Here is a 26,251-nt window from a genome sequence, read left to right as displayed (position 1 = left end):
TAACGAATACTCCTAATTAACAACAAAATAAGCTTGCTTTAGTTGAGTGTTTCTTCAAGTTTTATACAACCTAGCTCTTTTAGTATTTCCTTTGTTACTTCAATCCTCCTATTATTATCGAAAGCAGCAAAACTTTTAGCTTTCATATTCATAGCAAACGCATAGGCTCCTTTTTCGCATTCGATAAACCCTATATACCAGCCAATAACACCTTCTTCAGAACAACGGCCTCCTCCAGTTTTTCCATATAATTTATAATTATCTCCCGTTTCATAAAGCATGATGCCCTTAACCGTCTGAATATGCTTCTCTTCGATACCTGTTATTTTATTATTATAGAACTGACGTAAAAACCGCACCTGCTCTTTTGCAGATACTTTCATAGAACCACATAACCAAAACTTGTCAATGCCACTGGATATATCATTATTTCCATAGGCAATTCTATTAATTAGCTCCTCCATTTTCGTTTCACCAATACGACGGGCCAATTCCTGATAGTACCACACCACCGAGTTTTTAAAGGCTGTTTCGAGCGTATGATCCTGCATCCAATATTTAAATGGAAGCTTTTCTGCCATCCAAGGTTCTTTGGGATTACGGATACTATCCCATTTTATAACAAAATCAGCACCTGTGGCAACACCCGTTTGTAAGGCAATTAGGGAGTTTGCAATTTTAAATGTAGAACAAGGCGAATACACTTGTAGGCACTGCGGCTTATTGTAATAGTATTGCTCCGTATTATCTACTTTAGTAATCAAAAAACAGCCATCTACACCTTTAAACAACCTTGCTATTTGTATCTCTCTTTCTTGGGCCACTGCAGAAAGAAATGCCATACTTATTAGCACCAAAACCAGCATTTTAAATGAAAAAGAACGCATAGAAATATTTTTTATTGAACTTACTCTATCAATATTACAAAAATACATTTAAGAGTACAAACATTTGATTATTAATAATTAGAAGGATATGTTTAAATACATTATTGATATTATTTAACATTTATTTTATGCTTTTTCTTAGTTTGGAATGAAAATTGTTTATAAAATTTATAACTTATTTAAAATAAGTCAGTATAAGGAAATATATTAACAGTAATCACTTAAAAGGAAGCTTATGAATTTATACATAACACCAGTAGCGAAGAAGAGCCAGATTTCCTTTTTGTTAGCGCTTGACAACTATTTGTCGAGCCGTAAACAGTATAAAACATCGCAATTAATAAAGCGCTTACATCAATTTATAGCTAAAAGAAATCCTGGTTTCAAATTTCAAGTTCAAGAAGGAACTAAAAACCAAATTGAATTATATGCCGAAAATAACCTCATTGGTTATTATCCTGGAAATTAAGGTTTAAATTAAACCTTAAGAAAAAATTTAAAACAAAAGGCCTGCTTAATAAATCTTAAGCAGGCCTTTCTATGTTAGTTTAAGCTCAATAATTATTAAGCTAATTTATCAAGTATTGCATTAAAAGTTGCACTTGGGCGCATAGCTTTCGATGCCAGTTCGTTTACTGGTTGGAAGTAACCACCAACATCCACAGCCTTACCTTGAGCAGCGTTCAACTCATCAACAATCGTTGCTTCGTTAGCAGCAAGCTCGTTGTAAACGTTAGCGAATACAGCTTTCAAATCAACATCTTTGGTTTGCTTAGCCAAAGCCTCAGCCCAATAAAGCGCCAGGTAAAAATGACTACCTCTATTATCCAACTCATTCACCTTACGTGATGGCGACTTTCTCTCGTCCAACACCTTACCAGTAGCTTCATCTAAAGTTTCAGCAATAATCTGGGCCTTAGCATTTCCGTTCGCATTACTTAAATGCTCCAATGAAACAGCCAATGCCAGGAATTCACCCAATGAGTCCCAACGTAAATGACCTTCTTGCTCAAATTGTTGAACATGCTTAGGAGCGGAACCACCTGCGCCAGTTTCGAATAAACCACCGCCATTCATCAACGGAACAATAGACAGCATTTTAGCACTTGTGCCAACCTCTAATATTGGGAACAAATCAGTTAGGTAATCTCTTAACACATTACCAGTTACCGAAATTGTATCAAGTCCTTCTTTAATACGATCCAATGAGAAGTTAGTCGCTTTCTCAGGTGACATAATTAAGATTTCCAGACCAGTAGTATCATGATTTGGCAAATAAGCATTCACCTTTTCAATTAATTGTGCATCGTGTGCTCGTTCACTATTCAACCAGAAAACAGCAGGTACACCTGTTGCCTTAGCACGGTTCACAGCCAACTTAACCCAATCCTGAATTGGAGCATCTTTCACCTGACACATTCTGAAAATATCACCTTCGTCAACCGATTGTGAAATTAGCACCTCACCTTTTGAGTTAACAACATTTACCGTACCGGCAGCCGACATTTGGAAAGTCTTATCGTGCGAACCATATTCCTCGGCTTTTTTAGCCATCAAACCAACATTGGACACACTTCCCATTGTAGAAGGATCAAACGCACCATTCTTCTTACAGAAATCAATGGTAGCCTGATAAACGGCAGCGTACGAACGATCCGGAATAATGGCCTTTGTATCTTTTAATTGCCCATCAGGCCCCCACATCTGACCTGAAGTACGAATAGCTGCTGGCATCGAAGCATCGATGATAACATCACTTGGAACGTGCAAGTTAGTAATTCCCTTATCAGAATTTACCATGGCCAACTCAGGACGTTTTTTATAAACATCTTGAATGGCGGTTTCTATTTCTGTGCGCTGTGCTTCAGGAAGGTTAACGATTTTAGTATAAACATCACCCAAACCATTGTTAGCAGTTATACCTAATTCTTCGAACAACTGACCGTATTTAGCAAATACATCTTCGAAGAATACTTCAACCACCAGACCAAAAATAATTGGGTCAGAAACCTTCATCATGGTTGCTTTAAGATGCACTGAGAGCAAAACATCCTCCTGCTTAGCAGCTTCTATCTCTTTGCTTAAGAAAGCACGTAAAGCATTTTTACTCAAAACAGCAGCATCAATGATTTCACCCGCCTGAAGAGCTACCTCAGGTTTCAATACTTTTTTAGCACCATCAGCTGCAACAAATTCAATGCTAACTTTATCGGCTTCTTTCATAGTTAGCGACTTCTCGCTTCCAAAGAAATCACCCTCACTCATGCTTGCAATGTGCGATTTTGAGTCGGCCGACCAAGCTCCCATCGAATGTGGATTTTTCTTGGCATAGTTCTTAACAGCCTTTGGAGCACGACGATCCGAATTACCTTCGCGCAATACTGGATTTACAGCACTACCTTTAATCTTATCGTATTGTGCGCGTACAGCCTTCTCTTCATCTGTTTTAGGCTCTTCAGGATACTCAGGAAGGTTGTAACCCTTTGCCTGTAATTCCTTAATGGCAGCTTGCAACTGTGGAATTGATGCACTAATGTTAGGTAGTTTAATAATATTAGCTTCTGGTGTTTTTGCCAATTCTCCTAGCTCAGCTAAAGCATCCGCAATTTGCTGTTCTTTTTTCAAATACTCCGGAAAATGAGCAATGATACGACCCGCTAAAGAAATATCTCGGGTTTCAACCACAACACCTGCTGACTTGGTAAAAGCCTCAACTATAGGCAGTAAAGAATACGTTGCCAAAGCCGGCGCTTCGTCCGTTTTGGTGTAAATGATTTTCGAATTTTGTGTTCCCATTTTAGTTCAACTTTTCAATTATGAATGCATGACTTAATAAACATTTAATCAGCACCATGTGTTTAGAGCAATTAGAATTATTGTTTAAATTTTGCCATTTAAATATGACGGATCAAATCTAAACGAATAATTGAATTTACAACATGACATTTGTTTTTATTACGTATTTTTTTCTCTAATAAGCACAAGTTCCTTATTTACTTATAGATAAAATGCAATAAAAGTAATTTATTTGTTAAAATTGTAACTGGTTAGTTATTATTCCTTATTCCAAATCCAGACCAAATTCCTTTTTAAAACCCATTAATGCCGGATTTTTTTCAGCCATTAATTTAAATTTATCAGCAACAGTAAAGGCTTTCTTAGGTCCAGCATTATCACTGCTTGCAATCTCAAAATCCAAAGTAAGGTGCGCATTTTTCAAACTTCGCTTTAAAAAACCAGTTATTACCGATTTCTCTTTCAACAGTTCATTTTCTTGCGTCTTGTTCCTTAAAAGAATTTTTAGTTGCTTTTCACCAACCAGAGTTGGTGTATGATTATCTAAAATACTATATAGTCGGGGGTTAGTATTCTGATAATTCTTACTGTACTTGCGCCACGAATCATCGAGCTTTTCCTGTGTAACCACATCGTTCCACGACATGTCAACAGGTATCTCCTCTTTTACTTCTTCTTTTACACTTTTAGTTGAAGTAGCAGGTGCTTGCACCTTTTGAGATAAACTTTTAAGCGAGAAAGATTTTAATCCTGGTCTGGTATTAACTGACTTATTTGCCTGCGGAGAAGCCGGGATCTTAATTTGTGATTCAGCACTTGGCTTTGCCGGCTTTGAAACCTTTGCCTTTGGTTTTGCTTTTCCAACAGTTATGATCGGAATAAGCTCATCAGACGACTCTAGTTTTTTTTTTGAGTCACAATACGTGACAAGCGAATTAGTGCAAATTCGATGTGTAAACGCTTATTCTTAGCTGCGCGATACTGCTGTTCGCTATCGTTGATAATCTTTAAGGCTTCATAGAGAAAATCGACCGAACAATTCTGTGCCTGAGCCAAGTATTTTTCTTTGGTACTCTGTCCCACTTCCAGCAAACCTGCTGTGGATACATCACGACACATTAACAAATCGCGCATATGACTATTTAAGCCAGCCATGAAATGTTGGGCATCGAAACCCTTTAACAACACATCGTTAAGTACTAACAAAGCTTGCTTGTAATCCTCCTTTAAGAAGGCATCAGTCAACTTAAAGTAATAGTCGTAATCGAGAACATTAAGATTCTCAATCACTTGCTTATATGAAATATCTTTTCCTGAGAAAGCAACAATCTGATCGAAGATTGACAAGGCATCGCGCATGGCACCATCAGCTTTTTGAGCCACCACAGCCAAACCTTCCTCTTCCACTTTTACACCTTCACTTTCAGCCACATATTTAAGATGACCAACAGCATCACCAATGGTAATTCGGTTGAAATCAAAAATTTGACAACGCGATAAGATGGTCGGAAGAATCTTGTGCTTTTCGGTGGTTGCCAAAACAAAAATGGCATGCCTAGGCGGTTCCTCTAATGTCTTAAGAAATGCATTAAATGCCGCTTGAGATAACATATGAACCTCGTCGATAATATACACCGAATAAGATCCCAATTGAGGAGGAACACGTACCTTATCAATCAGACTACGAATATCATCGACCGAGTTATTACTGGCTGCATCTAACTCATGAATGTTATACGAGCGATTATCATTAAACGACAAGCACGACTCACATTCATTACAAGCCTCAAAATCTTCGCTTACATTAGAACAGTTAATGGTTTTAGCGAAAATACGAGCACAGGTCGTTTTACCAACACCACGCGAACCACAAAAGAGGTAGGCGTGCGCCAAATGATCACTCTTAATGGCATTTTTAAGTGTAGTGGTAATATTACCTTGTCCTACAACTGATTTGAATGTTGCAGGTCTGTATTTCCTCGCCGAAACAATATATTCCATTCTATAGCTTGTTAGTCGTTAGCCAGAAGGCAGTAGTGATTTACAGCCTTAAAAACTATTAAAACAATTGATTCTTATAGCAGCACAAATATATCATTTCTGAAAACTTTGAGCAATGACGCTAATAAGAAGTTATTAACAAATGGAAAAAAGCTAATAGCTATCGGCTAATAGCTTTTAGCTTTATTTTTTACCACTTCCCTTAAAGTAATCTTCCTTTTCGGAAAACAAGACATTAAAAGTAGTTAAGCTACCATAGGCACGAGTTATGTATTGCTGAATGTGCACTTTTTCCTCATCGTTAAGCGACGCAGAAGAGTTGATATTCTGCTCCAATACACGTAAGCGATCACGAACCATTACTATTTTCTTAAAAAACACATCCATTGGTATTTCTTTAGGCTGAAGCGAATCATTGGAAGGATGCAACATCACCTTACCACCAATCCATTTCTCGCCCAACTCAACTTCGGCTGGTAAACTTCCATATTCATCCAACACAGATGCTACTGCCTGGCGCAACTCACGAGCTGTCACAGCCTCTATCCTTCCTTCATCCGGACTTTCAAGAATTGTTAAGTTTGTGCTTGTCTTGGCAATCTCCATTTTACCTCCATCCTCAAAAAACACCACATAAGCACCCAAATTAATATGCGCAATTATCCCTTCTCCGTATCTTGGATGCTCAACTCTTGTACCTATTTTAATATCTATTGTATCCATAGTAAGTATTGTTTAACTTGTGAAATAGTTTGGCATGATTTTTATGACTAATTTACTTAAACAATAATAAAAATGAAGAACATGAAGAATTATTTTTTCGCCATATTGAGCATCAGCCTTCTAATTAGTTGTGCTTCAACAAAAGAAACCAACTCACAGAAAAAAGCAAATACGCAAGTGGAAAAAGCTTCTATAATGCTGATTGAAAATAATCAATGGGAGCTACTTACTTTTAATGGCAAAGCAGCCAAAGAAGCTGGTTTCGTTAATACAACACCGCATATTACAATTAACAAAGAAAAGGGCAGCATAGGCGGAAACAGTGGGTGTAATTCCTTTGGTGGCAACGCCAAGGTAGGCGAATCAAGCATCACATTTGGCATGTTTATGAGCACTAAAATGTACTGTGATGGCGTACCTGAAACTGAGTTTTTTAAATTACTCGAAGGAGATGTAGACTATCGCATAATTGGCAATAAACTGCTTTTATCGAAAGAAGGAAAGGTATTTATGGAATTTCAATTGAAAGAGAAATAAGTCAATATAAGGATCGCATCTTTATGTGTGTATGACATACTAAGATGCGATCCTTATATTATTTATTTCGCGATACCAAATAGATCATAGTCTTCCGAGTCGGTAATCTCCACATCGTAAAACTCGCCTGGTACTAGCTCCTTATTATCTTCTTTATGCAATAAAACTTCCTGATCAACCTCAGGCGAATCATACTCGGTACGACCAATGTAGTAATCGCCTTCCTCACGGTCAATAATCACTTTTAAAGATTTTCCAATCTTCTCTCTGTTTTGCTCCGCCGCAATTCCATTTTGAATCTCCATAATGCGATCGGCACGTTCTTGCTTCACTTCTTCCGGCACATCATCCTGATATTTCTTAAAAGCATAGGTATCATCCTCATGAGAATATGGAAAAACACCCAAGCGCTCAAAACGAACATCTTTAACGAATTGCTCCATCTCAGCAAAATCCTGCACTGTCTCACCAGGATGTCCTGTGATAAATGTGGTACGAAGGTGAATATTCGGCACTTGCTTACGCATTTCTTCAATCAAACGATAGGTCTGGCTCTTACGCACATTACGACGCATTAGCTCCAACATGTTATCACTGATATGCTGTAAAGCAATATCCAGATAATTACACACCTTAGGTTTATCGTGCATCACCTTTAGTACATCCAAAGGAAAACCAGCTGGGTAAGCATAATGCAAACGAATCCATTCAATGCCATCAATCTTTGCTAAACCATCAACCAACTGAGGCAGCTTGTAATCTTTATATAAATCGTAACCGTAAAACGATAAATCCTGAGCAATCACTTGCAATTCTTTTACACCAGTATCTCTCAAGCGCTTTGCTTCATCCAGCAAATCCTCCATTTTACGGCTCTGATGCTTACCAGTAATCAATGGAATGGCACAATAACTACAAGTTCGGTTACATCCCTCAGAAACCTTTAAATAGGCATAATGAGCAGGTGTTGTCAACGAGCGTTCGTTCATCAAATCACGACGATAAGTGGCACCCACCTCAGAAATAATGTTTTTCCAATCGAATTTACCAAAGAACTTATCCACCTCGGGCAATTCCTTCTTTAACTGCCCTGGATAGCGCTCCGACAAACAACCCATAACATAGAGTTGTTTGATATCTCCACGCTTCTTAGCTTCAACAAATTCCAATATGGTATCAATGGATTCTTCCTTGGCATCGCCAATAAATCCACAGGTATTAACAATGGCCACCTCACTATCCGGTGTTTCTGGATCGTGTGCCACTTGAATGTTATTGGCTTTAAACTGACGAATCAAAAACTCACTATCTACCAAATTTTTGGAGCAGCCCATCGTTACCACATCCACCTTTTTACTTTTCGCCATCGCTTTAATTTTATAAGGATGCCATCTTTATCAGCATAATGCATATAAAGATGGCATCCGTAATATTTTAACTATAAGCTTTTGTATTACAAATTGTTCATACAAAAACAGCTAATATTCTTATTTAAATAAGGAATCAACAAATTCGTTTCGATCGAAGACCTGCAAATCATCAATGCCTTCGCCAATACCAATGTACTTCACCGGGATGCTGAATTGATCAGATACACCAATTACAACACCACCTTTAGCTGTCCCATCAAGCTTAGTAATAGCTAGTGCAGATACTTCAGTAGCTTTAGTAAACTGCTTAGCTTGTTCAAAAGCATTCTGTCCTGTTGAACCATCTAATACCAATAGTACTTCATGAGGCGCATCAGTTACTACCTTTTGCATCACACGCTTTACCTTAGTTAGCTCACTCATAAGATTAATCTTATTGTGCAAACGCCCAGCGGTATCAATTATAACTACATCAGCCCCCTGACTCTTAGCTGCAGATAAAGAATCGAAAGCAACAGAAGCTGGATCGGACCCCATTTTTTGTTTTATAATTGGCACATCAACTCGTTCGGCCCACACCACCAATTGATCAATGGCAGCAGCTCGAAAGGTATCAGCAGCTCCAAGCACTACTTTTTTACCAGCTTTTTTGAACTTACTAGCCAATTTACCAATGGTAGTGGTTTTACCAACACCATTAACACCAACTACCATAATCACATAAGGATCGTCACTCTCTGGCAATTCAAAATCAATCGCCCTTTCGCTGGTATTTTCGGATAATAATTCAACAATCTCCTCGCGAAGAATATTGTTCAACTCTGAAGTACTTAAGAATTTATCTTGAGCAACGCGACTTTCGATGCGTTCAATAATTTTTAAAGTAGTATCCACACCAACATCGGAAGTAATCAAAATCTCTTCCAGATCATCCAATACTGAATCATCAACCTTGGTTTTACCAACCACAGCACGGGTTAGCTTTTTAAGTACACTTTCCTTTGTTTTGGCGAGTCCTTTATCCAGGCTTTCTTTCTTAGCCTTGGAGAAACTTCCGAAAATACCCATAAATCAATTATTTAATGGACGAATATAAGCATTGATTTGCCATCAATAAAGTATTAATACAAAAAAGCTCCCTCATATAAGGAAGCTTTTAAGTTGAGCGGTTCAATGAACCTTATTTCTTGAAATACTCTTTTGTCATTTCATTAGGTACAATCTCTTCACGGAACGTATACGCGCCAGTTTTTGGAGATTTAACCATCTTGATCACTTTTGTGTGACCTTTACCTTCGCCTTTTTGTAACGATGCAACTGCTTTCTTAGCCATGATTAATCAGTTTTATTTGATTTCGCGGTGTACAGTAACACGCTTCAATATCGGATTATACTTCTTAATTTCCATACGATCAGGAGTATTCTTCCTGTTCTTTACGGTGATATACCGGCTTGTTCCCGGCTGTCCGCTTTCTTTGTGCTCTGTGCACTCCAAAATAACCTGAACGCGGTTACCTTTTGATTTTTTAGCCATTTTTTACGCCTTATTAATAGTTAGCAATAAAACCTTTATCCTTAGCTCCTTTAAGGGCTGCTGACAAACCAACTTTGTTGATCATACGCAAACCAGCTGCGGATACTCTAAGGTTTACCCAACGATCTTCCTCAGGTAAAAAAAACTTTTTCTTGAAAAGATTAATATCGAATCTTCTCTTGGTTCTTCTTTTCGAGTGAGAAACATTATTTCCCACCATGAATGATTTACCAGTTATTTGACATACTCTTGACATCTCTCAACAGTTTTTCGGATACATTTTTCAAACAGAGCGCAAAATAAGGCATTTTTATTCAATTACACAAATAGTACAACTACAAATGTTTTATTTTTTATAAAATTTAAGATTATTGATTGCCTAAAATTTAATTTCATCATTAAACTAAAACATACAATAATCTCCATAAAATACCTAAATTACAATTTATTATATAATTACACTTACTTCTTTTCTATTTTCTTAAGCAACATAACCATTGCTGTTTCCGCAGCTCGCTGAATGTTACGTTCTCGTACTTTTCCAAAACGGAAACATTTACTTATGACACCAAAGTCTCCAGCCACTGCAACCCACACTGTACCAACTGGTTTATCCTCTGTTCCACCACCTGGCCCTGCAATTCCTGAAGTAGCTAGCGAAAAATCAGACTTTAAGGCCTTTTTTACCCCTATTGCCATTTGCTCAACAACCTCTCGACTCACAGCCCCAAACTTTTCCAAATCTTGAATACTAACACCCAACAAGCTTTCTTTCACTGAATTTTCGTAGGCAATTACACCTCCCTTGAAGTAAGCCGAACTACCAGAAATACTGGTTATCAGGTGGCCCATGTGCCCACCTGTACAGCTTTCGGCCACAGCTAGGCTTTTATTTACTTGCAAAAGCTTAGTTCCTAATAGATTTTCGACAGCCACATCTTCCTCACCATAAATACTATCTCCAATAATGGATCTTAGATTACTCATTAAATTATCCAAATCGGCGTTAGCTTGTATTTCATTTGTGCTTTTAGCCGTTAAACGCAAGCGAATACGCCCCGGAGAAGGCAAATAAGCCAATGAAATATAATTGGGGATAGATTCTTCCCAATCTGCCAATTGCTCAGCCAAAACAGCCTCTGGTACGTTAAAAACTAAAACCGTGCGATGAATGATATGGCCCGTCTCATAACGCTGCTTTAATCTTGGTATAATTGCACTGGTCATGGCCTGCTTCATCTCACCAGGCACACCAGGCATACTAACCAACACCTTGCCATTATGATTGAACCACATGATTGGCGCGGTACCCACCGGATTACTTATAGCTTCACAATTTACAGGAACAAATGCCTGCCCCCTATTTAAGTCATTAATTGAATCAACACGCCCCTTTAGAAAACGACAAACATCGTCGTAAACAGTTTGATTAAAAACCAATTTAGAACCAAAATAATCAGCCAGGGTTTGTTTGGTTATATCATCTTTAGTTGGCCCTAAACCGCCCGTCATCAAAACCACATCTACTCTTGAAAAAGCTTCATCTAAACTAGATTTTATATCATTTGCGGCATCTTCAATGGAGGTTATGCGCCCCACTTCAAAGCCCTCATTATTGAGGGTCTGCCCCATCCAAGCCGAGTTGGTATCAACCACCTGACCAATCAGTAATTCGTTACCTATGGTTATTATTTCGAGTTTCATTTTTTTTGCAATTAGTCTGAAGTCCGATTGAGATAAGTCCGCTGTCCGAAGTCCAGAGTGGTTAGTTCTAGGGAACGGTTCTCTATTGGTAATATGGTTATAAAGAACCGTTCCTTTAAGCTATTTAGCCTTTATCGCTTTAATTCGCTGTAAAAGCGGCGGGTGTGAATAATGAAAAAATACGTATGTTGGATGCGGCGTTAAATTACTCAAGGCATTACCTGAAATGGTTTTTAAACCACTAATTAATGCATCGCCTAAACCAAAACTGGCCGCATAAGCATCGGCAGCATATTCATTTTTTCGTGAGAAAAGCGACATGAACATACCAGTAAGAAAGGATACTGGCGAATACAAAATGCCAAAAACTAATAGACCAATGTGGAAATTTGGTTGGTTCACACCCAAAGCCTGCGACAACAATGGTGAATTAACCACTAAACCAAAAAGAAACAACATGACACCCGTTTGCAACACGCCATTTATTGTGCCCCACAGGGTATGTTTCAACTTATAATGCCCTACTTCATGCGCCAATACAGCCACAATCTCTTCAGTCGATAGATCATTGATCAAAGTATCATACAACACAATGCGCTTGCGGCTTCCCAAACCACTAAAAAAAGCATTGGCCTTGGTGCTGCGCTTTGAACCATCCATCACAAACACATTATCAAGCTTAAAACCTGCTTTCGCTGAAAAAGACTCAATCGCTTCACGTAATTCTCCAGCCTCCAAAGGCGTTTGCTTGTTAAAAAGTGGAAGAATGAGAGTTGTGTAAAACATGGTCATAAAAATCATAAAAGCACTGCTCACCAACCAGGCATAGAACCAAAACAATGAACCTGCCGAGGCATAAAGCCAAATTATTAAAGCCAATAAGGGTCCACCAATAAGAGCTGTTAGTAGCATGGACTTAATGGCATCTAAAACAAATGTTTTAACCGTGGTTTTATTAAAACCAAAACGCTCTTCGATAACAAAAGTACCATAAATACTAAAGGGCAAATTAAGAACGGTTGAAATACCTCCGATAACGGCAAAAAACAAGATGGACTGTACAATTACAGAATCGCTCCATTGCATTACCCAGCCATTAACAATGGCGAAACCACCGCCGAATAATACCGCCATCATCAGAGCGAAACTGAAAAACTCGCTAAGCATACCAAAGCCAAAATTGGCCTTTTGATAGGCTTGTTGCTTTTTATATTTATCGTCATCGTAAACACCTTCTAATTCCGATGGAATAGGACTTTGCCAGCGGCCTTTATTCAAATAATCGAGCCATTGCTCAAAAACAAACTGCACACTAATAATTCCTATAATCAGATAAAACATTTGTTCTGCACTCATTGCTATAAAATTTAAGAGGGCAAAGATAGTTTTTTAAGGAAGAAGTTAAATATAAGTCCGAAGGAGAAAGTCCGGAGACTGAAAGAGCTGCTCGGCAAAGTATACTCATCCGATGACTATTGGCAGCTTGTAAAAGTCATCGGATGAGTTTCAGTCATTCCCGATGCGACTTTTAGTCCCGCTCGGACTAGTCAAAAAGTCAGCCCAAACTCCATAATCACCTCCCTATTAATTAAACTACCATTACGCACACTCTTTACATCCTTAGCCGATGAATATTCCCAATCTTCAGTTTTAGCTACCAAACCAGCTTTTACAGGATTATTCAATATATACGAATAGCAAAGTTGAGGGTACTGTTTTTCGGCTTGTTCAACATTAATAATTGTTCCTGCATGGCTATCATAAAATGACGGTTGAATACCATCGGCATAAGTTAAACATTCAGCCTTAGTTTTTTGGCGAAACAACGAACCACTTAATCCTTCCTGTTTGTTTATAGCTCGGGTGTAAGAACGTAGTAATATGGCAATGGATTGATTTATGGCTCTTCCCTTACTCATCGGATGACTATTTACATCTTGCAAAAAGTCATCCGATGAGTTTGATTTTTGCAGCAAATCAATTCTTGCGTTTTCAGTCCGGGTGCGACTACGTGTCGTACTCGGACTTTGAATCTCTGCTTCCAACTTATTCACCCTTACCATCAAATGAAAATGATTTGGCATTAAACACCAGGCCAGAATATCACAATACGGTATAATGTGAGAGCGTATTTTATTTAGAAAATACAGATAATTGTCAGCTTTATAGAAAATAGCCTGTCTATTATTACCTTGGTTGTAAACATGATATAAATGGCCTGTTTCGAAGTGCATCATTAGGGATTTGGATCATTAAATCCAAGAAGTTACGAAAGCCTTTAGGGAAAAGCAACAAGAATACTGGTAATTCCGGGCGCAACGCAGAGTCTTACCTTAATGTATCTTACTGGAAGTCCGGAGTCCGAAAGGGGCGGCTTTTAATTGGCAGTTTATAAAAGAGAGCCACTCCATAGTGCATTACCCGGAGTGCGACTACTCACAGCTTGTAAAAAATCGCACCCCGGAAGGTAATAGAGCCGCTCCATAACTTACACGTTAAAATAAGCCTCTAGCTCAGGAAGTGTTTCGGCTTTTGTATAAATATCTTTTTTAACGCCTCCCTCTTCCAAAAGAATAATTCGATTACAAACTTCTGTTACATGGTTTAAGTCATGGCTTGAAATTAACAAAGTAGTTCCCGCCTCCTGCAATCCTTTAAGTTTTATTTTTAACCAGGCTTGGGAACTTGGATCCAGGTTTGAAAATGGCTCATCAAGAATCAGGATTTCCGGTTTAAATAAAATGGCTGCTAAAATCCCAACTTTGTTTTTATTTCCTGCAGATAATTCACGAATATACTTCCCCGTGAAATCTTCATGATTAAAGAAGCGTTCATTTTCCTGCAAAAAGACTTCTACATCCGACTTATTTCTGCCATGCAAGCTGGCTATAAATTCTAAATACTCCTGGGGCGATAAAAATGGAATCAAAAATCGCTCATCTAAAAATGAACCAGTATAAGTCTTCCATGTATCACTACCCGACACTTTCACCGACTTTGATGTGACATATCCCTTGTCGGCCTTTATTAAATCAAGTACCAAACTCAGCATCGTTGTTTTTCCGGCTCCGTTATTACCCACCAAACCAACGCACTCATTACTATTAATTTTTAAAGCATCAACCGACAAGGCAATCTTTTCGCCATATACTTTTTGTAGATCAAATAATTCTATCATGGTTTTATTTTTTTCTAAATTCAACTGCCATTATACTCTTTCTTTTTTCAAATTGATTAAGCACCAATTGCAAGAGCTGATTATGAAATACAATTGCTAGAACCCCAATTGCTCCTATTATCAGGTAATAAAAATCGAGTAGATCAATCAACTTAAGAAACTGATATATAACAAAGGGAAAGCCCATTATAGGCAGCATTAACAAGAATTGAGCTGCACCAGTTCCTTCGTAATTCATAAACTGTCCTTTACCTAAATCGATAAATGACTTATTATAAGTACCTATATACAACATCAGAACAGTTGACACACCCACATTGTACAAAACAAATGCAAGGTGTAAGTAGGCAATTTGGTAATCGAAGAATATGTAAGGCAAGGTCAGTACAAAACATATTACACATCCGATGCTCAGCAAAAGATACTTTGCCTTAATATAATTGTATGTGGACACATTATTTGCCAAATACACATCAAAAAAAGAACTGTCCCACATATACATATATTGACCATGAAATAGCGCCAAATTTGAAGTTAGGAAAATAGCACAGAGACTGTACATAAATGAGCCTTCCCAGGTATCGTTAGCATAAAACATAAAACCATACAATAAAAAGAAACAACTTGTATAAAAAAGTGATTTTGGTCGCTTATTACGGAAGATTAATTTAATCTCTAATCGCAATAACTGCCCTATTTCTCCATATTTATCTAAGAAAGAAAAGCTATTTGTCGCTCTTGATTTATTAACTCCAACATCCTCGATGTATGCATTTTTTTTCAGCATCAGATACGCCCCAAAATAACTTAGCAACATAATGGCAAGTGGTATAACAACAAGAATTGGTGAATTGCACACAAAGTAAAACGCGTATAAAAAGTAATCGGACAAGGAAAGCACTTTCAAATAATCGAGATAAAGTAATACTACAATTAATAAGAGAAAAAGAAATATTAGCAGAGGTTTCTTTGAAAAATACTTTTTGAGCGAAAAATTAAGGTAATTATTGGTAGCTACCAACACCAATACAGTAACTATCCAAATGAAACTAAAACCAGGACTATTGGCACTCAGTACCGTTTTAAAGTAAAATGGCAAAAACATTAACAGCGCCATTATATTAAAAAAACTAAAACTGCTCTTTAATATGGGATATCGCAAGAGCTTAGCTTTCTTAATGGGTAATGTTAGGTAGGGCTGAATCGCTAATTTTGGAATTGGCTGAAACAGGAATCTGAATATCAAATCTAACGTGAAATAATAAAATAACATGCGGGTAAAAACCTCGACAACATCACCTTTGGGGTAAAACTCAAGAATATATTTATCGGCAAATAAGCCAATAGCAATAAAGTTTAAACAAAAGTAGACTGCAAGTATGGCAAGGAATATATTTATCACCAAGCTTTTCTGCCATAAAGCAGAACGCATCTGTTCTCTTAATTGATGCTTAAATAACTGTAACATTCTATTTATAAGGTTTAGGTTAAGTAATTTTTAATGAAACGACTCTATATTCTATACCCGGAGTGCGACTACTGGCAGCTTGCTAAAAGTCGCGCCCCGGGGTACTTACCCTAGCAAGTCTGTACTTATGGCACCGAAGTAAGTACTTACAACTCTCGAGTACGCACTTTTAACTCCAGACTGCGTACTCAACACCCAAAAGCATGTACTTGAGGCTTTCGAGTGCGTACTTACGATACAAGAGCATGTACTTACGACTCCCGAGTAGGTACTTTTCATTCACGAGTAAAAATTACTCAAACAGTATACATACCGGAGATGGTGTTTTGATTTCACTAGCAAGTTCAAGCAAACCGGATGTTTTATCTCGCTTAAATGACACGATATTATTCGTGTTTTTATTGGCAACTAACAAGAGCTCTCCATCGGGTGTGAGTGAAAAATTACGAGGGTGATCGCCGCGAACAGATTCATGTGCAAGCAACTTCAAGCTACCATCATTAGCGATGCTAAATATCACTATACTATTATGTCCACGATTTGAGCCGTAAAGAAAGCGCCCATCAGCACTAATGCGAACATCGGCACAATAACTCTCTCCGTCAAAATCGGCAGGTAAGGTTGATATAGAAGCACCTATTTGCCATTCTCCCCGTTCATTCTTATTAAGTGTTGTTATCGAATTGCTCAATTCATTTATCACATACAAATATTTTCCATTAGGGTGCTCTGCCATATGGCGTGGCCCTGCTCCTTTCGCCAAACTATGTTTATTTAGCAAGGTAACATTTAACGAATCGTCATTTAATGCAAAACTGTATTGCCAAAGCTCATCCGTTCCCAAATCTACGGCCATCACCTCTTGACTTCCTTCCAAAAACCAGGCTGAATGCGCATGTGATAACACACTTGTATCATCCGCATTATTATGCTGGCTAAGATGTAATAATTCAGACAATTTGCCATCTTGTCCAATGCGCAACCAGCCAATATTTCCGCCGCTGTAATTCGAAACAGCTACTATTCCATCTTTACTAAGCGATATATGACAAGGGTGAGCTCCTCCACTACTCGATTTACTTATATACTCCAGCGTATCTTTCTTTATCCGATAAGCTTCCACCGTACCCACACCATTCTGACTAACTTCGTTGACAGCAAGCAGATGTTTCTTATCCGCATCAAAGGCCAAAAATGAAGGGTTATTACTTTTGGCTACTACTCTAATCTCCTTAATCACACCATCCGATGTCATACTGCACTTATAAATACCCTGTGCATCACCATCGGTGTAGGTACCCAAATAGAATTGGTAAGACGGTTTGTTTTCTGTTTTCTTTTCCACCTGACAAGCTACAAACAGAAAGAGTACAAGTGCTATAGTTAAAAATCTCATCAATCGAATATTTATGGTTTAACAATGAACGTTTAAATATAAGCTTTTACAATCATACTTAAAATAATGCTTTTCTTTGTGCGCCTTAGTGAGAACCTTTGTGTTCTTAGTGGTTATTTTTACCACAAAGGGACACAAAGAGCTTTTTCACAAAGAGCACAAAGTCATTCTGCGTTTGATTATAAAACTCAGCGAATCAGTATGCTTATTGCAGAGGTATTTTCTATCATCAATTCCCCATTACCAACATTCAAATAAGCTCACTTCTTTGGAAAGAACTTCTCTGAATAAATCATTAGCGCAATGGCTATTACCAACAATGCAATGCCAATTAGATAAGTCATACTAAAGCCATACATCTCGTAAAGTTGAATACCAATAATTGGGGCAAACATAGCTCTAACACCCGTTAAAAACATATGGACTGATTGGTAATCGGCAGCCTCGTTTGACTTACAGAAATAACTACTACCAATGCCCCATAAAATAGGCATACTGCCCATAAAAATACCGTTGAAGAAAATAGCAATTAACAATACATAGTAGACCTTAATACCCAATATTTCGGTAAAATAAGGATAATACTCCGTAGCGCCAGTAAAGAAGATAAACAACAACAAGGCACCAAAAGTAATGATGCCAAAACGGCGCGGGTCGCGATTACCAATTAACTTACCAAAAAGAGGCAGAAAGGCAATGGCAACGAGGTTAAAGGCATTGTTATAAAAGGCTACCGAAGAATAGTTTAAATCCAATGCTTCCTTATAAAAAATGGTAATCACCGCATGCGTACTCATCCAGGCGAAACCATACAACATAAAACCATACTCGAGATGACGAAAGGGTTTATTCTCTTTTAGGATAGCAAATATCCTTTTAAATGAAGAACTTAGTGTATGCCAAATTGGTGTTGTCACAAGTTCTGCTTTCTGAACAAAATCCATTTTGGTAAGCTGAAATACCGAGATAATCCCCAAGACACCAACTAATGGATAAAACCATTTATAAGAATTTGGGTTAAAATCTAATAACAAGCCTACAACAAAAGTGGAAGTCATTATACATATCTTATTCACTGTGGTGGCGTACCCAAATAAGCGTCCAAAATTCTCGTGACGATAATTTCCCTTTAAATATTGATTGATGGAAGGTATGACCGCAATTTTAGAGGTATAGAACAAAAGAAAGACCCCAAGGAATAAGTAATGATAAATGGGCTCTATTCCTTCTCCAGTTACATTTGGAAAGAAAGCAAATCCTAGCAAAGGCAAACGCGTAACAATACTTGTAATACGCAATAAGAGCTTTCGATTCGTATAACGACGCATGACTTCATTGGCCAGCATAGCAAACAAAAACACCACCATGCTAAACTGAAATAGAAAAGCCAATTGCACATTGGAACCTTTCAATGACTTAATGAAAATAAACTCATTAAGTATTAAAGCACCATTAGCAATGCCTTCCATCAAACTATAGAAAAGGTGCAAACGAAAGGTTTTTGCCTCTGCTTTATTTAAGTTATCGAATATTCGCATGAAGTAATTTAAGCTTGCAAAAGTAATTAATTTAAGGAAGAAACGATGTTCTCGTCCAATCCATAGGTCGGTATACTTTAATTAGGCAATTGCATAAAGCCTTTTAATTAAGTATCTTGTATGCGCCAATGTAATATTCTGATACAGTACTACTATGAAGTATCATCCCATTAAAACAATCTATATTCTATTATTCCCTCTTTTGTTCTTATTTGCAATTGCCTTAATCCAAAATCGAATATTTGGCAATACATTTTTTGATTTTGAGCAAAAAGAAAGCTACGATATTACAATTGATCAAGCGAAAAAAGTATTCCCCAAGACTACTTCCATTCAATCATATGGCGCATTTCATGTTGCTAACCATAAAGATCAGACATTGGGTTACTTAGGGCACTCTGCCTATTATTCGCCTTACGTAAGAGGTTACAATGGCAAAGTTCCGATTATTGTTGCAATGGATACTTCATTTGTTATCAAGGGTATTATTGTTCTACCAAATAAAGAAACGGGTGATTTTGTAGAAATATTAAGAAAACGAAATTTTTTCGACTCATGGAACAACATCTCAATTCTAGAGATTACAAAGTTCAATATTGATGCAATAAGCGGTGCTACACAAACCTCCGATGCCATATCAAAGAACTTACACAACACGATTGAAGGTATGAATAGATTGTTAGAATTAGATTTACCACATCAAAGTAATCAATGGCGAAGCAAGAATCTATTTCAATATATTATTCAGATTTGCCTTTTAGTGCTCGCTTTGCTTAGCTTTTTTTCACCTCTTAAATTCAGGAAATATAGGTTATTATTACTAGGATTAAACGTAATAGTTTTTGGTTTCTGGTCAAGTACAATGTTGACCCAAACCTCCTTGTATAATGGACTTATTAATGGAATAAACACTGAAAATCAGTTAATTTGGCTTATCATTTTGGCTATAAGCATCTTAATTCCAATTATTACTAATAAGAACATTTATTGTCAGCATATATGCCCTATGGGCTCCATACAAGAATTGTGTTACAAATTACCGAATAAGAAAGTGAATATTGGAAATCGAAGTAGCAATACTCTAAAATTAATAAGGAAGGTTTATTTTCTAATAATAATGGGTACACTACTCACAGGATGGAGTCTTGATCTATCAAAAACGGAACCCTTTATTGCTTTTAGGTTCAACATTGCCTCAACCATCATGCTCTTCTTCTTTGTTTGCATTCTCTTATTTTCAACAATCATAAATAAACCATGGTGCAAATATCTATGCCCAACAGGATTTACTCTAGAACTATTACGTAAAAAATAATACAATCATGAAGAAACTTCGATTTAGTGAATTAATGAACCTACTTTTAATTTCGGTTATTATAATCCTAATTTTTCGCATTCCGAGTAATCAGGTTGAAGTTATTGCCGAAAGCAAGGCTAGTGCAAATACGAATACACAAGCAAGCAAAAAGCTTGAAAAACTCGATGATAAAACTTATCAATTACCAACTCCAGAGTTTACAAGCAATATTTCAGTGGAAGAAAGCATGTTAAACAGAAGATCTCAACGCGATTATCGCTCTCAGGCCATAACAGCCCAACAATTATCTCAAGTACTTTGGTCGGCATATGGCATAACTCAAGCTATAGAAGAGCCTGAATTTCTTAGAGGCGGCTTAAAAACAGCACCTTCAGCTGGTGCAAGATATCCGTTAGATATATATGTTCTAATTGGCAATGTAGATGGATTAAAAAAGGGGTTGTATAAATTTCTTCCAAATGGACACAAACTATTAAAACTAAATTCAGCAGATTTAAGGCACGAATTATGTATTGCTTCATATGATCAACTAATGATTCAAGAAGCACCAGCAGTTCTTTTATATTCAGCCATCTTTGAAAGGTGTACCTCCAAATATGGTGATCGTGGCCGAGAACGATACGTATGCATGGATCTGGGACACTCAGCCGAAAATGTATACTTGCAGGTACAAAGTTTAGGACTTGGGACTTGCGCAATTGGGGCTTTTAATGATGAAGAAGTTAGCAACATCATAAACCTTCCAACAGAAGAAGAGCCTCTCTATATTCTGCCTATTGGTTATTATAACGAAAAGGCTGAAGAATAATCCATAAACAAAAGGCCGAAGTCATAACGATTTCGGCCTTTAAACTACAAATAGGTCTTGTTATATTTTTTTCCTTAACGCATTAAAAATCAAATATACCCCCACCAGAATAAATGGAATGCTCAACCACTGACCCATATTAAGCGTCATAGTTGCTTCCCATGCTTCCTGATCTTCTTTAACAAATTCAATGAAGAAGCGCGACACAAAAATACCAATTAGGTAAATTCCAAATAACAAACCTTGCATATCCTTAGCCTTGGTTCTCCAATAACTAAAAAACAATACAACAAAGGTAAGCAAGTAACAAAGTGCTTCGTATATCTGTGTTGGATGCTTGGCTTCTGTCTCACCCATACGCTCAAAGATAAAACCCCATGGTAAATCTGTTACATGACCGTATATCTCCGAGTTCATAAGATTACCCAAGCGAATGAACATAGCTGCTAAAGCAACTGGAACTGCTAAGCGATCAAGCGTCCATAACATGTTTTTACGAGTAACATACTTCGAATAGAAATAGATGGCCGTTATAATTCCAATGGCTCCTCCATGACTAGCCAAACCGCCTTCCCAAATCTTAATGATATCACCTAGGTTTTTCGAATAGTAATCCCATCCATAAAAGATAACATGCCCTAGTCGAGCACCAACCACTGTAGAAATAACCACATACATGAATAATTTATCCAACCACTCTTGCTGCAGGTTTTCCGATTTAAACATCTTTTCTAGGATGTAATATCCCAACATAAAACCAATGGCAAAAAATAAGCCGTAATAGCGTACTGATATAAATCCAAAACTAAATATTTCAGGATCGACATTCCAATTGATATAGTTTAATAACATAGTAATATAGTATCAAGAATTTAGTATCAAGTATCAAGACAATCATCTAGTCGATCTTTTGTCTTGATACTTATGTCTTATATCTAAAATTAAAGTTCTTTACCGTGGCATTGTTTGTATTTCTTACCACTACCACATGGACAAGGTTCGTTTCTACCAACTTTCTTCTCTACACGAACTGGCTCGATACGTTCTGGCTTTTTAGGCCCTTCACCAGGTGCTCCCGGAGCTCCACCACGCGAGAATTCATCCTTACGAGCTTTCATACGACTATAATCTTGTCGTTTACGCTCCTGCGCCTCTTGCACACCATCCGCATTCTGAATAGGAATATGGCCTTTGGCCAGCAATGAAACCACCGATTTATTATTTAAGCCAATCATTGTTTTAAACAAGCCAAATGACTCAAATTTATAAATCAATAATGGATCTTTTTGCTCGTACGAAGCATTCTGAACCGCTTGACGCAAATCATCCAATTCACGTAAATGCTCCTTCCAGGCATCATCAATGGTAATCAACATCGCACTCTTCTCAAATGAACGAACCAATTCAACTGATTCACTATCGTAAGCTTTTTTAAGATTTGTAGTAATCTGATAAACCTTTTGTCCATCACTAATAGGCACCACAATGTTCTTATAAAGCTCAGCTTTTGTTTCGTATACATCCTTAATAACAGGATTGGCTTGTTTGGCAATTATCTCACCTTTACGCAGGTAGGCATCCCACATTTTCGCAAATAACTGCTCTGAAAGATCATCAGCACGGCCTTTCAAGAATTCTTCCTCTTCAAATGGTGATTCAGATGAGAATACACGAATCAATTCTAACTTAAAGCCTTCGTAATCTCCGCTTTCTTGATACTCTCCAACAATGTCAGCACAGGTATCAGCCACCATGTTCGAAATATCAAGCTGAATACGCTCACCGTATAAGGCATGGCGACGTTTGGTATAAATCACCTCTCGTTGCGAGTTCATAACATCATCATATTCAAGCAAACGCTTACGAATACCGAAGTTATTCTCTTCCACTTTCTTCTGAGCACGCTCAATGGATTTGGTAATCATGCTGTGCTGAATCATCTCGCCATCTTCTAATCCAAGACGATCCATGTATTTCACAATACGATCAGATCCAAACAAACGCATTAAATCATCTTCCAAGGACACGAAGAACTGAGACGAACCCGGATCTCCCTGACGACCTGCACGACCACGTAACTGTCTATCAACACGACGTGACTCGTGACGCTCGGTACCTACAATGGCTAAACCACCTGCATCTTTTACTTCTTTCGATAATTTAATATCGGTACCACGACCAGCCATATTGGTTGCAATAGTAACAACACCAGCTGTACCTGCGTCAGCTACAATATCAGCTTCACGCTGGTGCAACTTCGCATTCAGTACATTGTGTTTAATACCACGTATCTTTAGTGTACGACTTAGCAACTCCGACACTTCAACCGAAGTAGTACCTACCAACACCGGACGACCTGCCTCAACCAAACGGATGATCTCCTCGCCTACGGCATTGTATTTTTCACGCTTGGTTTTATACACGATATCTTCCATGTCCTTACGAACAATCGGACGATTGGTAGGAATAACCACCACATCCAATTCGTAGATATCCCATAATTCACCTGCTTCTGTTTCGGCAGTACCAGTCATTCCAGATAACTTGTGGTACATACGGAAATAATTCTGCAAGGTAATGGTAGCGTATGTTTGAGTAGCCGCTTCAACGGTCACTTTCTCCTTAGCCTCAATCGCCTGGTGTAAGCCATCCGAATAACGACGACCTTCCATGATACGACCAGTCTGCTCATCTACAATCTTAACCTTGTTATCCATCAACACATACTCCACATCCTTTTCGAACAAGGTATATGCCTTCAATAACTGGTTAATGGTATGAACACGTTCCGACTTAATGGAGAAATTCTGTAAAAACTCATCCTTTTTCTTCAGCTTTTCTGCCTCAGGTAAGTCTGATTTCTCAAGGATTGCAATATCTGAACCAACATCAGGTAAAATAAAGAATTCTGGATCATCACCTGAACCAGTAATTAAATCCAAACCTTTTTCGGTTAATTCAATGGAATTGTTTTTTTCATCGATCACAAAAAACAAAGGATCAGTCACCACATGCATATTCTTACTATTCTCCTGCATGTAGAAATTCTCCGTTTTAAGCATGCCGGCTTTAACACCAACCTCACTCAAAAACTTAATGATCGCTTTATTCTTAGGCAAACCTTTAAAAGCACGTAACAATAACAAAGAACCTTCTTCTTGCTCCTTTTTATCACTTGACTTCAGCTTTTGCTTGGCCTCGGCCAATACTTTTGTAACCAAACTCTTTTGAGCATCAACTACCTTTTCAATTTTCGGCTTCAACTCCGAGAATAACTGATCATCACCCTTAGGTACCGGACCAGAAATAATTAAAGGCGTACGAGCATCATCAATTAAAACCGAATCGACTTCATCGACGATGGCATAGTTATGTACACGTTGCACCAAGTCGTCTGGTGAGATGGCCATGTTATCGCGCAGATAATCAAAACCAAATTCGTTATTGGTACCAAATGTAATGTCTGCCTGATATGCGGCTCGTCTTTCCGTAGAGTTTGGCTGATGCTTATCAATACAGTCTACTGACAGACCATGGAATTGGTAGATTGGCCCCATCCACTCCGAGTCACGCTTGGCCAGGTAATCATTAACGGTAACCACATGAACTCCTTTGCCTGCAAGAGCATTTAGGAATACAGGCAAGGTTGCAACAAGTGTTTTACCCTCACCAGTTGCCATCTCAGCAATTTTACCGTTATGCAGTACAACACCACCAAATAGCTGAACATCGTAGTGAATCATATCCCACGAAACCTCAGTACCGCCAGCCAACCATGATGTTTGATAAATCGCTTTATCACCCTCAATAGCAACAAAATCTTTCGAGGCAGATAAATCTCTATCACTTTCGGATGCCAGCACTTCAATGGTGTCATTCTCAGTGAATCGTCGAGCCGTATCTTTTACAATCGAGAAAGCTTCTGGTAATGCTTTGGTTAAAGCCGCTTCAAGTTTACCAACAATGTCCTTTTCAATTTTATCAATCTCGTCATATATCTTTTCGCGATCCGCAACTGCAACTTTGCCTTCTTCAATCTGTGCCTTTAAAGATGCGATTCGCTCTTCATCAGACTTAATAGATCCCTTTATTTGATCCTTAAGATCAAGTGTTTTCTGACGTAATTCATCGTTACTTAATTTCTCGATAGATGGATAAGCCTCTTTGATTTTATTTACCAAAGGTTGTACCTCCTTCATATCCCTGTCAGATTTATTCCCTATAATTTTAGAGAAAAACTTAGCTAATGCCATAATATGTAGTCTTTTTATATACTGTGTAAACTTTGCTCCGCGATGAGAGCTTTAATCGAAAAATGTACAATAAGTAATTACTTATTGTTTTAAATAAAACAAGCAGAAGGACCTGCACGTGAAGGATTAGATAATGAAGAATAACTATCTAAATAACAGACACTATTAAACTGAATACCCGACGCATTTTCTTTCAAGGAATGATGCAAATGAATCGGTTCTTCTAATAAGCTATAGAGCTGCTTTATTTTAGCGTTTGAAACTTGAACAACATCTATAACTGAGGTAGTCAAGCCAAAACTTTGGCAGTTAACATCAACCGATGGCACATCACCGAGCGCTAGCTCCCAATCAATGACATCGGAATAATTACTAACCCCCAAATGCTGAATCTGATCTAGAATAATCTCCCTTACCTCGTTAATGGCAAACGATGAATTATCCTTTTGTGAACTATTACCAATACACGCAGCTGAAAATACTAAGGTTACCCCTAATAATTTCAAATAATGCGTTTCTATGGCTGATCGTTGATTCATATTTTTATTACGAAGCGTAAAGATGACAAAAGATTTTTAATAAAGAAAAAGAAGCCCTCTTTTTGTCAACGACAAGAGTGCTTAATTGTCATCCAATCTTGCCTTAAACCCAATCTATGCATTTGAAATAAAAATTAAGCCCAAATGCATAGCGATATAGTATCTCATCCATTTTGGAGAAAAACCAAAATGGTGATTTTC

Annotated in this window: 24 protein-coding genes; 4 read left to right on the top strand and 20 right to left on the bottom strand. The window is 37.7% G+C overall.

Annotation, left to right across the window (positions count from 1 at the left end; genetic code table 11):
* Positions 1 to 38: 38 nt before the first annotated feature.
* The gene (locus ACRD7B_RS00120) at positions 39 to 887 is read right to left on the bottom strand and encodes a penicillin-binding transpeptidase domain-containing protein (RefSeq protein ID WP_430822393.1); all 849 of its coding nucleotides are present in this window, start codon (positions 885 to 887) and stop codon (positions 39 to 41) included.
* 235 nt (positions 888 to 1,122) lie between these two features.
* On the opposite strand from ACRD7B_RS00120, the gene ACRD7B_RS00115 reads away from it, so the two are divergent.
* The gene (locus ACRD7B_RS00115; protein WP_430822392.1) at positions 1,123 to 1,356 is read left to right on the top strand and encodes a hypothetical protein; all 234 of its coding nucleotides are present in this window, start codon (positions 1,123 to 1,125) and stop codon (positions 1,354 to 1,356) included.
* A 95-nt stretch (positions 1,357 to 1,451) separates the two neighbouring features.
* On the opposite strand, the gene ACRD7B_RS00110 is transcribed toward ACRD7B_RS00115, so the two are convergent.
* From ACRD7B_RS00110 to ACRD7B_RS00095, 4 genes are all read right to left on the bottom strand, one after another.
* Positions 1,452 to 3,683: an NADP-dependent isocitrate dehydrogenase gene (locus tag ACRD7B_RS00110; RefSeq protein ID WP_430822391.1), complete on the bottom strand. Its 2,232-nt coding sequence runs from the start codon at positions 3,681 to 3,683 to the stop codon at positions 1,452 to 1,454.
* Positions 3,684 to 3,948: 265 nt separating this feature from the next.
* The gene (locus tag ACRD7B_RS00105) at positions 3,949 to 4,395 is read right to left on the bottom strand and encodes a DUF8493 domain-containing protein (RefSeq protein ID WP_430822390.1); all 447 of its coding nucleotides are present in this window, start codon (positions 4,393 to 4,395) and stop codon (positions 3,949 to 3,951) included.
* Between the two features lie 185 nt (positions 4,396 to 4,580).
* Positions 4,581 to 5,684 carry a DNA polymerase III subunit gamma/tau gene (locus ACRD7B_RS00100; protein ID WP_430822389.1) on the bottom strand — a complete coding sequence of 368 codons (1,104 nt, stop codon included), beginning with the start codon at positions 5,682 to 5,684 and terminating at the stop codon, positions 4,581 to 4,583.
* 183 nt (positions 5,685 to 5,867) lie between these two features.
* Positions 5,868 to 6,407 carry a DUF8685 domain-containing protein gene (locus ACRD7B_RS00095; RefSeq protein ID WP_430822388.1) on the bottom strand — a complete coding sequence of 180 codons (540 nt, stop codon included), beginning with the start codon at positions 6,405 to 6,407 and terminating at the stop codon, positions 5,868 to 5,870.
* An 81-nt stretch (positions 6,408 to 6,488) separates the two neighbouring features.
* On the opposite strand from ACRD7B_RS00095, the gene ACRD7B_RS00090 reads away from it, so the two are divergent.
* Positions 6,489 to 6,944, top strand: coding sequence for an META domain-containing protein (locus ACRD7B_RS00090; RefSeq protein ID WP_430822387.1), 456 nt, complete (start codon positions 6,489 to 6,491; stop codon positions 6,942 to 6,944).
* A 62-nt stretch (positions 6,945 to 7,006) separates the two neighbouring features.
* Here ACRD7B_RS00090 and rimO read toward each other — a convergent pair whose 3' ends face one another.
* From rimO to ACRD7B_RS00030, 12 genes are all read right to left on the bottom strand, one after another.
* Positions 7,007 to 8,311, bottom strand: coding sequence for a 30S ribosomal protein S12 methylthiotransferase RimO (gene rimO / locus ACRD7B_RS00085; protein ID WP_430822386.1), 1,305 nt, complete (start codon positions 8,309 to 8,311; stop codon positions 7,007 to 7,009).
* Between the two features lie 120 nt (positions 8,312 to 8,431).
* Positions 8,432 to 9,382, bottom strand: a complete 951-nt coding sequence (ftsY, locus tag ACRD7B_RS00080; protein ID WP_430822385.1) for a signal recognition particle-docking protein FtsY — start codon at positions 9,380 to 9,382, stop codon at positions 8,432 to 8,434.
* A gap of 112 nt (positions 9,383 to 9,494) precedes the next feature.
* On the bottom strand, positions 9,495 to 9,647 hold the full coding sequence (locus ACRD7B_RS00075; RefSeq protein WP_430822384.1) for a DUF4295 domain-containing protein: 153 nt from the start codon (positions 9,645 to 9,647) through the stop codon (positions 9,495 to 9,497).
* A 12-nt stretch (positions 9,648 to 9,659) separates the two neighbouring features.
* A complete protein-coding gene (rpmG, locus tag ACRD7B_RS00070; protein ID WP_430822383.1) occupies positions 9,660 to 9,848 on the bottom strand; it encodes a 50S ribosomal protein L33 in 189 nt (62 codons plus the stop codon).
* A 13-nt stretch (positions 9,849 to 9,861) separates the two neighbouring features.
* Positions 9,862 to 10,104: a 50S ribosomal protein L28 gene (gene rpmB, locus ACRD7B_RS00065; RefSeq protein WP_430822382.1), complete on the bottom strand. Its 243-nt coding sequence runs from the start codon at positions 10,102 to 10,104 to the stop codon at positions 9,862 to 9,864.
* A 206-nt stretch (positions 10,105 to 10,310) separates the two neighbouring features.
* Positions 10,311 to 11,552 carry a competence/damage-inducible protein A gene (locus ACRD7B_RS00060; RefSeq protein ID WP_430822381.1) on the bottom strand — a complete coding sequence of 414 codons (1,242 nt, stop codon included), beginning with the start codon at positions 11,550 to 11,552 and terminating at the stop codon, positions 10,311 to 10,313.
* A 120-nt stretch (positions 11,553 to 11,672) separates the two neighbouring features.
* Positions 11,673 to 12,908, bottom strand: a complete 1,236-nt coding sequence (locus tag ACRD7B_RS00055; RefSeq protein WP_430822380.1) for a M48 family metallopeptidase — start codon at positions 12,906 to 12,908, stop codon at positions 11,673 to 11,675.
* Between the two features lie 191 nt (positions 12,909 to 13,099).
* Complete coding sequence (locus tag ACRD7B_RS00050; protein WP_430822379.1) at positions 13,100 to 13,789, bottom strand: transposase; 690 nt, start codon at positions 13,787 to 13,789, stop codon at positions 13,100 to 13,102.
* Between the two features lie 251 nt (positions 13,790 to 14,040).
* A complete protein-coding gene (locus ACRD7B_RS00045; protein WP_430822378.1) occupies positions 14,041 to 14,730 on the bottom strand; it encodes an ATP-binding cassette domain-containing protein in 690 nt (229 codons plus the stop codon).
* A 4-nt stretch (positions 14,731 to 14,734) separates the two neighbouring features.
* Complete coding sequence (locus tag ACRD7B_RS00040) at positions 14,735 to 16,198, bottom strand: DUF5687 family protein (protein ID WP_430822377.1); 1,464 nt, start codon at positions 16,196 to 16,198, stop codon at positions 14,735 to 14,737.
* A 292-nt stretch (positions 16,199 to 16,490) separates the two neighbouring features.
* Positions 16,491 to 17,594, bottom strand: coding sequence for a lactonase family protein (locus ACRD7B_RS00035; RefSeq protein ID WP_430822376.1), 1,104 nt, complete (start codon positions 17,592 to 17,594; stop codon positions 16,491 to 16,493).
* 260 nt (positions 17,595 to 17,854) lie between these two features.
* Complete coding sequence (locus ACRD7B_RS00030) at positions 17,855 to 19,132, bottom strand: MFS transporter (protein WP_430822375.1); 1,278 nt, start codon at positions 19,130 to 19,132, stop codon at positions 17,855 to 17,857.
* Between the two features lie 154 nt (positions 19,133 to 19,286).
* Here ACRD7B_RS00030 and ACRD7B_RS00025 point away from each other — a divergent pair, with 154 nt between their 5' ends.
* Both ACRD7B_RS00025 and ACRD7B_RS00020 read left to right on the top strand, forming a co-directional pair.
* Positions 19,287 to 20,447, top strand: coding sequence for an FMN-binding protein (locus tag ACRD7B_RS00025; RefSeq protein ID WP_430822374.1), 1,161 nt, complete (start codon positions 19,287 to 19,289; stop codon positions 20,445 to 20,447).
* Positions 20,448 to 20,454: 7 nt separating this feature from the next.
* Positions 20,455 to 21,258 carry a SagB/ThcOx family dehydrogenase gene (locus tag ACRD7B_RS00020; RefSeq protein WP_430822373.1) on the top strand — a complete coding sequence of 268 codons (804 nt, stop codon included), beginning with the start codon at positions 20,455 to 20,457 and terminating at the stop codon, positions 21,256 to 21,258.
* 60 nt (positions 21,259 to 21,318) lie between these two features.
* Here ACRD7B_RS00020 and lgt read toward each other — a convergent pair whose 3' ends face one another.
* The 3 genes from lgt to ACRD7B_RS00005 form a co-directional block, all read right to left on the bottom strand.
* Complete coding sequence (gene lgt / locus ACRD7B_RS00015) at positions 21,319 to 22,110, bottom strand: prolipoprotein diacylglyceryl transferase (protein WP_430822372.1); 792 nt, start codon at positions 22,108 to 22,110, stop codon at positions 21,319 to 21,321.
* An 89-nt stretch (positions 22,111 to 22,199) separates the two neighbouring features.
* The gene (gene secA, locus ACRD7B_RS00010) at positions 22,200 to 25,457 is read right to left on the bottom strand and encodes a preprotein translocase subunit SecA (protein ID WP_430822371.1); all 3,258 of its coding nucleotides are present in this window, start codon (positions 25,455 to 25,457) and stop codon (positions 22,200 to 22,202) included.
* 143 nt (positions 25,458 to 25,600) lie between these two features.
* The gene (locus ACRD7B_RS00005) at positions 25,601 to 26,050 is read right to left on the bottom strand and encodes a hypothetical protein (RefSeq protein ID WP_430822370.1); all 450 of its coding nucleotides are present in this window, start codon (positions 26,048 to 26,050) and stop codon (positions 25,601 to 25,603) included.
* Positions 26,051 to 26,251: the final 201 nt, after the last annotated feature.

It is taken from the genome of Carboxylicivirga fragile (genome assembly GCF_050589805.1).
GTDB lineage: Bacteria > Bacteroidota > Bacteroidia > Bacteroidales > Marinilabiliaceae > Carboxylicivirga > Carboxylicivirga fragile.
Note: the sequence above shows the minus strand (reverse complement) of the source record. Positions and strands in the feature narration are given on the sequence as shown.

Excerpts from the sequence above, each read along its gene's own strand:
- lgt (WP_430822372.1), bottom strand. The coding sequence starts at position 22,110 with ATGTTATTAAACTATATCAATTGGAATGTCGATCCTGAAATATTTAGT.
- ACRD7B_RS00095 (WP_430822388.1), bottom strand. The coding sequence starts at position 6,407 with ATGGATACAATAGATATTAAAATAGGTACAAGAGTTGAGCATCCAAGA.
- ACRD7B_RS00115 (WP_430822392.1), top strand. The coding sequence starts at position 1,123 with ATGAATTTATACATAACACCAGTAGCGAAGAAGAGCCAGATTTCCTTT.
- ACRD7B_RS00040 (WP_430822377.1), bottom strand. The coding sequence starts at position 16,198 with ATGTTACAGTTATTTAAGCATCAATTAAGAGAACAGATGCGTTCTGCT.
- ACRD7B_RS00055 (WP_430822380.1), bottom strand. The coding sequence starts at position 12,908 with ATGAGTGCAGAACAAATGTTTTATCTGATTATAGGAATTATTAGTGTG.
- ACRD7B_RS00005 (WP_430822370.1), bottom strand. The coding sequence starts at position 26,050 with ATGAATCAACGATCAGCCATAGAAACGCATTATTTGAAATTATTAGGG.
- ACRD7B_RS00045 (WP_430822378.1), bottom strand. The coding sequence starts at position 14,730 with ATGATAGAATTATTTGATCTACAAAAAGTATATGGCGAAAAGATTGCC.
- ACRD7B_RS00060 (WP_430822381.1), bottom strand. The coding sequence starts at position 11,552 with ATGAAACTCGAAATAATAACCATAGGTAACGAATTACTGATTGGTCAG.
- rpmB (WP_430822382.1), bottom strand. The coding sequence starts at position 10,104 with ATGTCAAGAGTATGTCAAATAACTGGTAAATCATTCATGGTGGGAAAT.
- ACRD7B_RS00075 (WP_430822384.1), bottom strand. The coding sequence starts at position 9,647 with ATGGCTAAGAAAGCAGTTGCATCGTTACAAAAAGGCGAAGGTAAAGGT.
- ACRD7B_RS00030 (WP_430822375.1), bottom strand. The coding sequence starts at position 19,132 with ATGCGAATATTCGATAACTTAAATAAAGCAGAGGCAAAAACCTTTCGT.
- ACRD7B_RS00025 (WP_430822374.1), top strand. The coding sequence starts at position 19,287 with ATGAAGTATCATCCCATTAAAACAATCTATATTCTATTATTCCCTCTT.
- secA (WP_430822371.1), bottom strand. The coding sequence starts at position 25,457 with ATGAAGGAGGTACAACCTTTGGTAAATAAAATCAAAGAGGCTTATCCA.
- ACRD7B_RS00100 (WP_430822389.1), bottom strand. The coding sequence starts at position 5,684 with ATGGAATATATTGTTTCGGCGAGGAAATACAGACCTGCAACATTCAAA.
- ftsY (WP_430822385.1), bottom strand. The coding sequence starts at position 9,382 with ATGGGTATTTTCGGAAGTTTCTCCAAGGCTAAGAAAGAAAGCCTGGAT.
- ACRD7B_RS00035 (WP_430822376.1), bottom strand. The coding sequence starts at position 17,594 with ATGAGATTTTTAACTATAGCACTTGTACTCTTTCTGTTTGTAGCTTGT.
- ACRD7B_RS00110 (WP_430822391.1), bottom strand. The coding sequence starts at position 3,683 with ATGGGAACACAAAATTCGAAAATCATTTACACCAAAACGGACGAAGCG.
- ACRD7B_RS00050 (WP_430822379.1), bottom strand. The coding sequence starts at position 13,789 with ATGATGCACTTCGAAACAGGCCATTTATATCATGTTTACAACCAAGGT.
- rimO (WP_430822386.1), bottom strand. The coding sequence starts at position 8,311 with ATGGCGAAAAGTAAAAAGGTGGATGTGGTAACGATGGGCTGCTCCAAA.
- ACRD7B_RS00090 (WP_430822387.1), top strand. The coding sequence starts at position 6,489 with ATGAAGAATTATTTTTTCGCCATATTGAGCATCAGCCTTCTAATTAGT.
- rpmG (WP_430822383.1), bottom strand. The coding sequence starts at position 9,848 with ATGGCTAAAAAATCAAAAGGTAACCGCGTTCAGGTTATTTTGGAGTGC.
- ACRD7B_RS00120 (WP_430822393.1), bottom strand. The coding sequence starts at position 887 with ATGCGTTCTTTTTCATTTAAAATGCTGGTTTTGGTGCTAATAAGTATG.
- ACRD7B_RS00020 (WP_430822373.1), top strand. The coding sequence starts at position 20,455 with ATGAAGAAACTTCGATTTAGTGAATTAATGAACCTACTTTTAATTTCG.